This window comes from Vibrio sp. 10N.222.47.A9 (assembly GCF_963872585.1).
In the GTDB taxonomy this organism is placed as follows: Bacteria; Pseudomonadota; Gammaproteobacteria; order Enterobacterales; family Vibrionaceae; genus Vibrio; species Vibrio splendidus.
In genome coordinates this window covers 1-12385 of the sequence record NZ_CAWNBB010000028.1, presented here as the reverse complement: position 1 = coordinate 12385, position 12385 = coordinate 1, and the positions used below count along the sequence as shown (strand labels likewise).

The 12385-nt window shown below is 51.9% G+C and carries 11 protein-coding genes; 10 read left to right on the top strand and 1 reads right to left on the bottom strand.

Annotated features, from left to right (window positions below; translation table 11 throughout):
- The first annotated feature begins 8 nt into the window (after positions 1-8).
- Both traW and traU read left to right on the top strand, forming a co-directional pair.
- Positions 9-674, top strand: coding sequence for a type-F conjugative transfer system protein TraW (gene traW, locus AACT19_RS07270; RefSeq protein ID WP_076645889.1), 666 nt, complete (start codon positions 9-11; stop codon positions 672-674).
- Positions 671-1684 carry a conjugal transfer pilus assembly protein TraU gene (traU, locus tag AACT19_RS07265; protein WP_076645888.1) on the top strand — a complete coding sequence of 338 codons (1014 nt, stop codon included), beginning with the start codon at positions 671-673 and terminating at the stop codon, positions 1682-1684. The genes traW and traU overlap by 4 nt, the downstream gene beginning before the upstream one ends.
- A gap of 519 nt (positions 1685-2203) precedes the next feature.
- On the opposite strand, the gene AACT19_RS07260 is transcribed toward traU, so the two are convergent.
- Complete coding sequence (locus tag AACT19_RS07260; RefSeq protein ID WP_076645887.1) at positions 2204-2743, bottom strand: hypothetical protein; 540 nt, start codon at positions 2741-2743, stop codon at positions 2204-2206.
- A gap of 122 nt (positions 2744-2865) precedes the next feature.
- Between AACT19_RS07260 and AACT19_RS07255 the strand changes: the two genes are divergently transcribed.
- The 8 genes from AACT19_RS07255 (at position 2866) to AACT19_RS07220 (ending at position 12104) form a co-directional block, all read left to right on the top strand.
- Positions 2866-3423, top strand: coding sequence for a hypothetical protein (locus tag AACT19_RS07255; RefSeq protein WP_076645886.1), 558 nt, complete (start codon positions 2866-2868; stop codon positions 3421-3423).
- A 140-nt stretch (positions 3424-3563) separates the two neighbouring features.
- Positions 3564-4259, top strand: a complete 696-nt coding sequence (gene trbC, locus AACT19_RS07250) for a type-F conjugative transfer system pilin assembly protein TrbC (RefSeq protein WP_076645885.1) — start codon at positions 3564-3566, stop codon at positions 4257-4259.
- Positions 4256-5977 carry a type-F conjugative transfer system mating-pair stabilization protein TraN gene (gene traN / locus AACT19_RS07245; protein WP_076645884.1) on the top strand — a complete coding sequence of 574 codons (1722 nt, stop codon included), beginning with the start codon at positions 4256-4258 and terminating at the stop codon, positions 5975-5977. Before trbC ends, traN begins: the two co-directional genes overlap by 4 nt.
- Positions 5978-5981: 4 nt before the next feature.
- Positions 5982-6761, top strand: coding sequence for a type-F conjugative transfer system pilin assembly protein TraF (traF, locus tag AACT19_RS07240; protein ID WP_076645899.1), 780 nt, complete (start codon positions 5982-5984; stop codon positions 6759-6761).
- A gap of 84 nt (positions 6762-6845) precedes the next feature.
- Entirely contained in the window at positions 6846-7262 is a 417-nt protein-coding gene (gene trbB / locus AACT19_RS07235; RefSeq protein ID WP_076645883.1) for a type-F conjugative transfer system pilin assembly thiol-disulfide isomerase TrbB, read from the top strand.
- Positions 7259-8665 carry a conjugal transfer protein TraH gene (locus AACT19_RS07230; protein WP_076645882.1) on the top strand — a complete coding sequence of 469 codons (1407 nt, stop codon included), beginning with the start codon at positions 7259-7261 and terminating at the stop codon, positions 8663-8665. Before trbB ends, AACT19_RS07230 begins: the two co-directional genes overlap by 4 nt.
- A gap of 1 nt (position 8666) precedes the next feature.
- On the top strand, positions 8667-11471 hold the full coding sequence (locus tag AACT19_RS07225; protein ID WP_076645881.1) for a conjugal transfer protein TraG N-terminal domain-containing protein: 2805 nt from the start codon (positions 8667-8669) through the stop codon (positions 11469-11471).
- Positions 11472-11549: 78 nt separating this feature from the next.
- The gene (locus AACT19_RS07220; RefSeq protein ID WP_076645880.1) at positions 11550-12104 is read left to right on the top strand and encodes a hypothetical protein; all 555 of its coding nucleotides are present in this window, start codon (positions 11550-11552) and stop codon (positions 12102-12104) included.
- Positions 12105-12385: the final 281 nt, after the last annotated feature.

The following is a 12385-nucleotide window of genomic DNA, read 5'->3' as shown; positions in this document are numbered from 1 at the left end:
GAGTCAGTATGCGACACCTGATGATGGTCTTCGCCCTGCTGCTTTCGTTAGGGGCGGTGGCGAAGGACTTAGGTCGAATGGGACCGACGTTCCCGATTGGCGAAATCGACATGCTGACGTGGATAGAGGCGCGGCTTAAACACTTCGAGGCAACGGGCAAACTTGAGCAAATGCAAACCGAGTTTGCTGAGCAAGTGAAACAAAGCGTGGAAACGCCGCCGCCGCTTTCCTTATCGACCACGACCACCCCCAAAACGTTTTTGGTGGATCCCAGCATCACGGTGCCCAAGGATTTAACCGATGCCCAGGGGCGAGTCTTTGCCAAAGCGGGGACGCGAGTGAATCCCTTTGATACCCGCACTTGGCCAACGGGCGCAAAATTACCGCAGTTTGAGTATTCAAACCTGCTGGTTTTTTTTGATGCGCGTGATGCCAAGCAAGTCGAGTTCGTGGCCAACCTAGAGCATGCCAAGCCCCTTCGCTACATTTTAACCGGTGGCAGCCCCAATCAGGCGGCCAAACGATTCAATACCCGCATGAACTTCGACCAACAAGGGACGCTCAGCGACCGGCTTCACATCCAAGCGGTGCCCAGTCTTGTCGAGCAGTCGGGGCACGCATGGCGCGTTCAAGAGTTTGATGTGCAACACATTGTGGTGGGAGCGCAACCATGAAAATATCGTCTTTCCTCGGATTACTGACCCTGTGCGGCGCCTTGTTGGTCAGTTCGACCGCGAAGGCCGGAGGGCCCGCGTGCGTCAGCCGATTTATCAACCCCATCACCGACGTGTGTTGGAGCTGCCTATTTCCGATGACGCTGGGCTCTGTGCCCCTCATTCCATCCATTTACCCTGACACCAACAACCCCACAATGCCGATCTCTTTTTGTCCAAAACCGCCGCCGATTTTCATGCAAATTGGGCTAAACATTGGTTATTGGGAGCCGTACGCGCTGACCGATGTGACGCGAGTGCCCTATTGCATGGTCAACATGGGGATGCAACTGGCCGGCGCCAATCAGCAAAAACTTGGCGGTCGAACCACCGCGCGCGATTCCGGTTCGAGTGATGGCGGGTTTTATCACGCGCACTGGTACAAATACCCCCTCATCTACTGGCTGCAATTGATGCAATCGGCGGCGTGCATGGCCACCGATAACTTTGATGTGGCCTACCTGACCGAGGTCGACCCTCTGTGGGACGACGACGAGCTGGCGTTTATCTTAAACCCCGAAGCGATTTTGTTTGGTAACCCCATTGCACAGTTAGCGTGCGTACCGGAGTCCATTGCCACCACGACCAATGTGGTGCTCCCGTTTGATTTTTTGTTTTGGTGTTTGGGCTCTCAAGGCAGCGCTTACCCGTTAACGGGCAACACCAACTATCGAGACACCCCGATACAAGCGGGCACCCTCATTATGGAGCGGCTCAATTACAAGTTGCACCGGCAAGGGATGGTGTGGGAGACGCGCGGCGAAGATGGGGCGGTCTGTTATCAATACCCGACGCCAATCTTACCCAAGTCTCGATACCGTTATCAAATGAGCGCGCCGATCACGGACGCCGCATGGTGTCACCCTTACACCACGACGACCACCATTTGGGAAATGGGCCACGATAACCCCACTACGGGCGATAACTTCGGTTACGTTCAGTGGCGTAAGCGCAATTGCGTGTTTCTTTAACCTGAACGTAAGGAGAAATGAATGTCTCTTGTACTCAAAGGGCGTCGCGCCCTGGACACATTCCTATTGAGGCGTCGCCTGCCTGATGATGCTTTGACGGCGTTTTTATCGCTCGCTCGGCAGAGAGGGGTTCGGCTTCAATTTCCTCCCCACCTCGCGTCGCTACAGGAGCGCGAAAACGCCCTTGCGCGATTACTCCAACCATTGACGCTATCGGATGAGGAAAGGCACCGCCTTCTCGAACACTCTCTTCGACCCTTGTCGGTTTTTGATGTCGGCCCCAGCGCCTGTTTCACGGCCATCCACAGCGCTGAGCCCCCCGCCTTTCCTTGCCAATTGTGCCAACGCTGCGCGCCCGGGTTGTTTGACTACTACGGCGGGCATTTATCACAACGCAGTTGGTGCAGTCAGTGTCATCACAATGGGGCGTGCATTGATGCCGCGTTAATTGAGCATTATCGACAATGCGGCATTGAGGAGGACACCATAGAGCGCCAGCTCCCCAAAGCGCGATGGGGGTTAAGAGGTGAGGCGCCGTCTTACCAATCGATAATCGCGATTGAAAACGCCTATCCCTTGGCGTTTCAGACGCCGCGGTAAGATCTGTAATCGATGCTTTAATCCGCCAGTGTAATGCCCCACCACCACATTGTGAAAGACGGGCTCGAAACCATTAGCCTCTAAGAACACGCGGCCAATGATGGTTCTGTGGTGGCCATCATTAATATAAAGTTCGCCATCAATATTACGAAAAGAGACATTTCGCTTCTCATGCTCAGGAAGGTAATACAGGGGGGATTGTTGAAGCTTTCGAGCGTATTGATGACCACGCTTCAATCCATCAAGGGCATCGATACAAGGGAAGAGTGCCAGCCACGATTTTCCTGCGTATCGAGGGTCTAAGCTCCCCACTACATCGGATAATCGAACCGTCGTCACATGCCAATGAGGGCCGTTGGAGTGAATCAACTTCTCTTTGACGTTTGAAACCCCTTGGTAGAGCACTCGGTGTGAAAAATGCAGTTTAGCCACGTCTTGTTGCGTAAATTCTGTTTTCAATCATCCCCCTCGGTAATACGCCATCCTGACTTTTAAGACAGCCTAGTTCAATGCGATGGGCAAGGCAAACCAGCAAAGTGCTCACGCTCAGTCACATGATGTCATTCATCTAGGAGTATAACGTGCCATTATTTTCAATTAACGCCAAACCTAAGATAGCGTTGCTTTCGGCTTTTTTTGCACAGTGCCAGCAAAGTGGTGTTCGACTGATTTTCTCTCACGGTGCGCTTAATTATCGTCATCAACAGAGTGAATTATCCGCCCTGCTCGCGCCGCTCAAGCTGAGAAAACGTGAGAAAAAAGCGCTCATCAATGATGCGCTAAAACCCTTATTTACCTATACCTTGAGCCCGAATGACGTCCATCAGGCCATCAAAAACGAGACGCCGCCCCCTCTTCCTAGTCAGATTTGTGATGCCTGTGCGCCTGGGGTGTTTCAGCATTATGGCTACCTGGTGGCCGATCAAGGGTGGTGCAGTCAGTGCCATGGCCGAGGCGAGTGTTTGGATGTCGCGTTGATTGAGTATTACCGGCAATGCGGTATTGATGATGAGACGATAAATGATAATTTACCTCGAAAGCGATGGAACTCTCTAGACGGGGGGCACCCCTATGCCTATCAATCATTGGGAGAGATTAAAAAGCAGTACCAACATGTCTTTCAGTCAGCGAGCATTTAATGTCATTACTTATCACCCTCATCATAAAACCGGCATTTTGGCGCTGTTCACCCTGAGCTCGCTTTTGGCTGGGTAGGCTTGCCTGCCCTGTCAAAAGGAGTACCACGCTTGCGTGGAGCTTTTATTTATTTGAGGTCTTTATGTCCCCCTTGAAATCCCTAGTCGCCACGGCTGCCTTGTGCGCGGCGACGCTGTGTCACGCGTACACTCAAGAAGAGCTTCAAGCGTTCACCGAGCTTGAAAAAACAATGGTGCAAACAGCCATGCCGTCCGAGCTCGAACGTCATTTTCAATCCCAGCAACGCGCCAGCGATGAGATAGCATCTGATGCGAAAGCCATGGCACGTTTTTGGCAAGATAAGCTCAAGCCGCAACACCTTAAGCGCGTCATTGATATTCCTGAACCCACGCAAAACCCCAAAGCCGCCCCAACGGGGGTCATGGTGTTTGTGTCTTTGACCATGCCAGAGGCGTCCTTGCGCGCGCTTTTAAAACAAAGTGAGCAATGGCAAGTGCCTTTGGTGATACGCGGTGTGTTGCCAAGCGGTTTTCCGGCGACCGCAAGGCGCATTCAATCGCTACTGAAAACCCATCAACCAGACCAACCCATTCAAAGTGGTTTTGCCATTAACCCTGAGTGGTTTCGGACCTTCTCGGTGACTGAAGTGCCAACGTTTGTGGCGGTAAAATCCGGCAAGTGCTTACCCAAGCAGCCGTGCAATGAAACGGACTATGACCTCATTAAAGGCAACCTCTCGATCCCCGATGCGCTGAATCAATTGGCTCGTGGTGACAATCCCGAGGTGGTGAATGCCGTCTTAAGGAGGCAGCCGTGAAACACGTTCTATTGATCGCGAGCCTGGCCATCGTTAGCGGCGCATTCGCAAGCCAAGGCGACCATTATTACGACAATGTGGATTGGGTGAAAAGCGCGCAGAAAAATATCCCTTCAACGGCGAAGGGGAAGCTCGATGTGGGGGATTACTGCGCGGGGCAAGGGTGTGACAATGATCTGCGTAACCCAGAGCAGGCTCAGTTGAACGACGGCAATATGGACGCGAACGCGCGCACTCATTATCAATCCAATGATAAGGCGCAAGCCGTGCAAACCCGTTTCGATAAAGGCCGGCCGGATGTGAAAAGCGATCCGGCGTATGAATTTGCTCTCATGGTCCAGGATAATGCTTATGAGATATCTCATGGCTTGTCCAATCAATACGTCGATTGTGATAACGCGACGCAATGCGTCATCGATGACATCCCCAAAGTGTGTCGTCAACCGACCAATAACACCGTGCCTTGCACTAAAATGCCGACGTTCACCGCGGTCACGTCTCCGGTGATTTACAGTTGCCCATCAGGGTGGTCTCGTCAAGGTTATATGTGTCACCGTACCGTGAGGGAGTGTCGTAATGACAGTAATAATTACGCTTCCGTTCGTTCTGGTGATTGTGGAGGGTATTCAGATTTTTTTTGGAATGGTCAGCGAGTCTCAATGAACCAAGGGTATTCTCTAGGTGCCTTTATTAGTAAACGGGTAACCCGAAGTTGCAGGGACGGTAGGCGCTATCACACTCGCTATGAAATGTGCGGTAATGTCCCTCAAAGTATGCATGCTTCACTCTCTTGTCTTGCGGGCTTTACCCTATCGGGTGGAAACTGCATCAAAAACACCCTCACCTGGACCACTCATTGCAACCTATTAAGTGAGTGTCAAGTTGTGTCTCAAACCTGTGTAGAGGGGCGAGGTACACGCCGCATTAACGGCGTGCCCACCACGCTCGATTGCTGGAAATACCAAGTTAACCACCAATGTTCTCGGGACAATACGTGTAATGCGCTGCCGACCGATTGCACCACCACCGCGACGCATTGTAGTGCCAAACAAAAAGGCGTGTGCATCGAGGAAGAGCTCAAAAAATCCTGCCCAGAGAAGCGCTGCAGCGCCACCAACTTAACCTGTGGCGAAGAAAGTTTTTGTCTCGACGGTGATTGCTATGCGGGCACGCCTGAGCCCTCCAGTGATTTTAATGAATCGGCGGCGGCTTTAGCGGCGCTGGCCAAAGCGGCAGAAGGGCTCGGTGATCCGCCTCTCATCTTTACTGGGCAAGGTCAGAAGTGCACCAAAAAAATGCTCGGCATTTCGGACTGCTGTAAAGATGGCGGTTGGGGCACCGATGTGGGGCTCGCGCAGTGCAGCGAAGAAGAAAAAGCCCTGGGGAAAGCGAAAGATGACAAATTGACCATTTATCTCGGCAGTTACTGCGCAGAAAAAGTACTCGGGCAATGCTTACGCAAGAAGAGAACCTATTGCGTGTTCGACAGCTTATTGGCGCGCATTATTCAAGAGCAAGGAACGCGCGACCAACTGGGATTGAGCTTGGGCACCGCTAAGGTGCCCATCTGCGGGGCGATCACCCCAGAGCAGATGCAGCAAATTAACTTTGAAGATATCGATTTCTCGGATTTCTTTGGTGAGATGAACAGCAACACCCACTTGCCGTCTAGCCAAGAAATTCAACATCGGTTATCCAGTGCTTTAGGAGATCCATAACGTGATGCCCTCTTTTTCGACCCCTTTGGTGAGGGTCGCCCTGATGTTGGGATTGATGGGCGCGTTCAGCGCCCAAGCCTCGTCTAACCCGCAAGGTTGGAAGTGGTATAACGAGCCCCATGCGGCCCCAACCTTAACCCCGCCGCCCCCAAAACCCCTTGAGCCCAATACCACCACGAGGATCATGAGCGCTACCGAACAGATGGACTGGTTTCATGAGACGTACAAGGAAGCGCTCAACGACGCCACCATCCATTCGAAAGATGAGGACAAGCTCAAGACAGTCATGCAACTTCACCAATACATTGGTGAGCGCACCAGTGAAACGGGCATGACGTTCAAAAAGGTGTTACTCCAACACCCTGAGCTCTCTTACCTCAAAGATCGTCCGGCTGAATTTGCGGCGCGCGGCACCTATCATAAGCTCGAACGGGAGAAGAAAATCGACGCTGTGGCGCACATGCGCGGCGAAGGTTGGGGGTTTTTCTTTGTGTATGACGGCCAAGACAGTCTCAGTCAGCAATTGGCCCCGTCGCTGCAAGCCTTTTCCGATACGCACGGGATTGAGATTTTAGGATTATCGCGTGATAAGACCTTTGTCTCCGGTATTCGAGATAACCGCAATAACGACAACAAAGTCGAGGTGCCTTATGCGCCTGCCCTGATTTTAGTCAACCCCAATACGGGTGAGATGAAGCCGCTCGCTTACGGGTTTATTTCACAAACCGCGTTGTTGGGTCGTTTCTACAACGTCGCCAATGACTATCAAACGCCCGATTTTTAGCGCGCAGAGTCTTGCTGCTTCAAATCTCTCCCCTGTTTTGCGCCTTCACGTCCTTAAATGACGGTAAACCAAGAGAACATCATCATGTTGATACGCACCCTTACTTTACTCTTTTTGCTGCTTTCGCCTTTCGCTACGGTGCAGGCTGCGCCCAATGACGATTACGCGATGGTGTTCTTCTTTCGCAGTGATTGCCCTTATTGCCACCGTTTTGCACCGAAACTCAAACGAGTGACCCATCGGCAACAACTGCTGACGTACGCCTTTTCGCTGGATGGCCAAGCCGTTCCTCATTACCCCGTCCCTATTCCGGCGACACCCGCGGTGAGTCAGATGTTTTTTGACAATCCCCGCAACATCACGGTGCCCGCGACGTTTTTGATAAACGTCAATTCTCAGAAATTTGTGCGCGTGTCTATTGGCGATGTGTCGGAGGTGCAGTTAGAAACCAGTATTCGCCACATTTTAAGCGATGCCGACACCTTAGAGGCCATACGATGATCCGACCTCACCCCACCCCACCAAGGCGAGCCCGTCTTATCGCCTTGATGCTCAGCGGGTTACTCACTGGCGCTTCCTACGCCGGCGGCGTCAATTCGTCGTTAGACGGTTTTTTTAATGGTCTCGGTTACAACGCCAATGTCACCCACCCCAATGCTTTCAAAGGCCAAGCCGCGAATTATTACAATGGCGGCTCTTTGTATGCTCGCACCCCCATAAAAAGTGCGCAGCTCATGAGCGTGCACTTGCCCGAGGTCTCAATGGGTTGTGGCGGGATTGACGCCTTCATGGGGGGATTTTCTCATATCAACGCCGACGGTCTCGTGCAATTTGGCAAAGCGGTGGTGCAAAACGCGGCGCCGTTTGCGGTCGACTTAGCGCTTCAAGTCTGGGCGCCACAAATCAAACAAATTCGTGACAACCTGCAAAACATTGCCGATAAGTTTCTCAATCAGTCGATCAACTCTTGTGAAGCGGCGCAGGCGGGGGTCAGTGGACTGGCCGCTACCTTTGGCGGTCCGGCGGCGAAAAAGCACGTCTGCGCCACCATCGGCACCAAAGGCAACGTGTTTGATGATTGGGTCGGCGCGCAAGTGGAGTGTGGTGTGGGCGGTCAGTCGAACGTACAGGTCGCACGCGCTCGCGCGGATGGCAGTGCTGGGTTGGAAGACATCGCCAAGACCAGCCACAACATCGTTTGGTCAGCGGCGCTTAAAAATGGCTGGTTAGCGGGAGATAAAGCGCTGGCTGAATTTTTGATGAGCCTGTCAGGGACGTATATTTATGACGCAAACGGTCGCCCCAAATACTACGCCTCCTTGTTAGCGGACAACAATAACTTGGTGGACGCGATGCTCAAAGGGGGGAAGATTGAGTATTACAAGTGTGATAACACCGATGAGAAAGCCTGTTTGTCTCCGCAGAAAAAAGAGCTGACTTTAGCGCAAGACAAAGGGCTCGAAGTGCGTATTCGTCAAACGTTAGAAGCCTTATACATCAGTGTCGCCAATGATACGGGGCTCACCGACAATCAAAAAAGCTTTTTGGAGTACACCGACACGCCGGTGCTGGCGGTGTTCATCGGCTCAGTCAGAAGCAACCGTTACCCGAACTTTTCGGCGTACGCGCGCGTCATCTCGGTTGAGTTGCTGACCCGCTACCTCAGAAACATGCTGACGGTGGTGACCACGTCACTGAACCACACGCAAGTGGACAGCAAGGACATCGCTTTAATCATGTCAGACATCGACCGCGCTCGCGACTTCACCAATGGACTCTCAGACAAAGCGAAACGTGTGATATTGACCCAAGAGCAATTGACGCAGGCGTATAAAGAGAGCGACTCGCAAGCGATGAGCAAAATCAACAAACAACTGCTGCAGAACCTGTCCTTTGGAGGCTAATGTGACACTCGAATATTACACTTACACCCAAGGCGCGGCGATACAAAAGGCGCTCAATGCCATCGCCACTTTTTTTGTCAGCCAATCGTTCGCCTCAATGATGTCCATCTCTTTGATGATAGGCGCCGCGATGACCTACGCGTACTTTGTGGCGACACGTAACCCCAAACACATCTACATTTGGGCCATTGTGTTCGCCCTGGTGCCTTCGATGTTGATAAAACAAACTGTCACCATGCAAGTCATCGATAAGACCGAGCCAACGGCGGGGTATTCGGTGGCCAACGTGCCCTATCTCATTGCCCTGCCGACGTGGTTCTTTTCGACCATGATGGTCGGCACGGCCGACGCCATCGAGTCCATTTTTACCACCACCGACGATGAGCGTTACGGTCGCACCGGCATGATGTTTGGGTCCGAGTTGTATCAGCTGTCGCGTCAAAGTGATTTAAAAGACGTGGCGCTGCGCCGTTTATGGAATGACTTTTTCCAAAACTGCATTATTGGCGACATCCAAATCAATAAAAAGTACACCTGGAACGCACTCATGAACGCGCCGGACACGTTTGCTTTCTTAGATACCAAAAACATGAGCCCACTGCGCGGTGTGATACTCAACGATCTCAATCAAACCTTTAAAACCTGCGAAGAGGTGTACCCTGACATCAAGGCCAAATTCACCACCTCCGCGGCGATTGAGCTCGATTTGATTGCGACTTACCTGCACGGCGACAAAGCGTCGACCTATAAGGCGCACGTAAAAAATGCGATGTCGAACAGTTATCAGAAATTCATTGGTATCAGCAACAACGCGGTCGATGTCCTCAAGCACAACATGGCGATGAACGCGATGCGTTACAGCATCAACACCCTCGACCCGTCCGCCAGTGCGATGAATTACGCGTACACCTCGAACAAGATGCAGCAAACCTCAATGTGGGCGACCCTTGGCATGCAGGCCAGAGAGTTTATCCCGATGTTGCACACGATGCTCTTTACCCTGTTTAGCTGTCTAGGGTTCATGGTCGCGGCGGCGGCACTCATTCCGGCGCTCACCAAGATGGTTCTGACCAACTACATCAAGACGTTCGCCTACCTCGCCACTTGGCCGGCCCTGTTTGCGATACTCAATGCGATCATGACGTGGACTCTTGAGTCGCACTCAAGCGCGACCGCGAACCCAATGCGAGGACTCTCATTATCGAACAGCAATGCGATTGATGAGCTGCACATGCGCTACGGCTACATGGCCGGATTTTTGATGATGACCATTCCAGTGCTTGCGGGGAAAATATTGCAAGGGGGCGTGGCCGCGGCGCAAGCCATGAACTACCAACTGGCGGGGATGATCAACAGCACCAACGCCCGCGTCTCTGCGGCGTCTTCCACCGGTAACATGGACTTTGGTAATCTGCAAATGCAAAACCACAGCCTCAATAACACCTCAGCCAACAAGTTTGATGACAACATGCTGCTAAGAACCGGGATGAACACCGCTCAGCAACGGGATGGGTCAAGCATCACGAGCTTACAAAATGAAGATGGCCGCAGGCTGTATAACGCGCAGGAAGCGGAATCCAAACCCTTATGGCAAGCGCAAGCCTCGAACATGCTGCAAAACAGCGTCAACGACCAATATTCGGACGCAAAAACCGCGCAGACGCAGAATATGAACAGTTTCAACGACAGCTTCTCGAAAGGCTTCCAGCAAAGTGACCGTTGGAACGACAACTGGAGTAAAAACCGCTCTTATGGCGACGGTCAAACGATGTCGACCGAAGGGCAAATCAGTCAATCCCACTCGAAAATGGACTCGGCGATTCAGAGTGTGTCTGAGACCATGGGCTGGACGCATGATCAAGCGCAGGCGTATGTGGCGGCGAAAAATGCCGGCGTTGAAGTGGGCACCCCGAAATTCTTTGGGACGAGCGCCAAAGCCGGTGCCAGTTGGAGTGAGGAGGATAGAGAGTCATTCAGTCACATGAACGCAGAGCAGAAACAAGCCCTAGCCCAAGCGACTTCGCAATACAGTGAAGGGGCGACGGAGATGCAGCGCGCAGGCCGCACACTCGATGCGAAAGAAAATCGCAGTGAAGCTGAGCAATACGCGCACGACTTTGCGATCAATGCGCAGCGCACTCAACAAACCGCGGCCGCGGTCAATGAATCGAACGCACAGGTCGACAGCCTAAGCCACATGCAATCGAGATTGAAAAACGACACGGTGAATTTCAGTGCCAGTGCCATCACCGGTTTCCAGCAGTATTTAGAGAAATCGACACTGGGAGACCCTAAAGAAGTGGCCCGCTTGATGAATGCCAGTCAGCCGGAAGACATGCAAGACGTTAGGCGCGCTTTTGAGGATTACACCCGTACCGATGGCTTTCAGGAGCAATATGGCGTCAACACCTCAAAAGCGTCACTCAATGAGCTCAAATCTTTGTATCAACCCAAGGACTTAGGGCAACCGCCAACGCTCACGCCTGAGCAAAAAACGATGGCTAATACAGGCGCTGAACAATCGTTAGCCAAAACACAGGAGGTGGCCGCTGACATGTTTAAGGTCAATGAGAGTGGTGAGTTGTTTGTCGACAGCACTTACCATAACGTGAAGGGGAATGCTTTACTCTACGCGGGACATTTGCAAAATGAGGTGCAGACGGCCCCAACACCGACCGTCGAAGGCGATCATGAGGTGAAAAATAAAGTCGAGGCGGAAGTCGATACCACCCCCATTAAATCGAATGAAGTGGCCAATTATCCCGCTGCGGGCTATCCCCTTATGCCGCCTAAAGATAATGGTTAAACACACAGCGCTGTATATTTAAACACATAGTAAGTTGTGTTAATATGGTGACTATATTGGTGAGGGTTGGAGTGACATATGAAATGGATAATAGGCGGTTTACTCAGTGTGTTGATGAGCCTACCGGCTATGGCGCAGCCGTGGCACAAAAGCCCAGCGTTAGAGCAGCTTATCGAAAAACTGAACACCAAATACCAATCGGATGACTTATCAGAATATAAGCAAGAGAAGATGGATCAGGTCGACAACCTTTCTTATTTCATCCGCTACCTTGACCAGCCTGGCACCGAACAGCACGCCAAACTCAAAGCGTTTTTGTGGGGAATGCAGGCCGCGCACATCGGCAGTATTAACCAACAAATCCAGACCAATGTGGTGCCGTGGTTTTGTCCAGCCGGCGGCAGCTTGAAGACAGTCAGTCACAACGCAAAAAAACCGACTGAGTTCATTGAGAATATTATTTGGTATGGGTTAGAACGCGACTTGCAATATATGCCTGATCGCTTTGATATGTACAACGGCGATGCATCATTTGGTAAAGTCACAGGCTTGATTATGTATGGCTTACAAACTAAATACCCGTGTTACGACCAAGTGCCGCAATCGCACCGTTTGGTGGGCTTTAACTACTAGCCTCCTTAACGCCAACCACACTCTAAAAAGGCACGCCACACGGCGTGCCTTTTTCATGGGTGATAACAACGAAGATATTCTTCCCCCCGCCACTGGCACCCAAGTTAGGCGACTGACGAGGCGCCAAGCTTGCTTGATTACGCTTGGAGAAAACCAATGCAAGATACCGTCGTTGTCGATTCCAATAAAGATTGATCGTTTTTGCGCAATATCAGGGCATGTGGAACGCAAGAGTTAGATCATCGGCTCTAAACGATTTATGCCCCAAAGTTCGTTAGAGC

Bases quoted from the DNA above. Each gene is read 5' to 3' on its own strand.
- AACT19_RS07230 (WP_076645882.1), top strand. From the start codon at position 7,259: ATGATCCGACCTCACCCCACCCCACCAAGGCGAGCCCGTCTTATCGCC.
- traW (WP_076645889.1), top strand. From the start codon at position 9: ATGCGACACCTGATGATGGTCTTCGCCCTGCTGCTTTCGTTAGGGGCG.
- traU (WP_076645888.1), top strand. From the start codon at position 671: ATGAAAATATCGTCTTTCCTCGGATTACTGACCCTGTGCGGCGCCTTG.
- AACT19_RS07220 (WP_076645880.1), top strand. From the start codon at position 11,550: ATGAAATGGATAATAGGCGGTTTACTCAGTGTGTTGATGAGCCTACCG.
- traF (WP_076645899.1), top strand. From the start codon at position 5,982: ATGCCCTCTTTTTCGACCCCTTTGGTGAGGGTCGCCCTGATGTTGGGA.
- trbB (WP_076645883.1), top strand. From the start codon at position 6,846: ATGTTGATACGCACCCTTACTTTACTCTTTTTGCTGCTTTCGCCTTTC.
- trbC (WP_076645885.1), top strand. From the start codon at position 3,564: ATGTCCCCCTTGAAATCCCTAGTCGCCACGGCTGCCTTGTGCGCGGCG.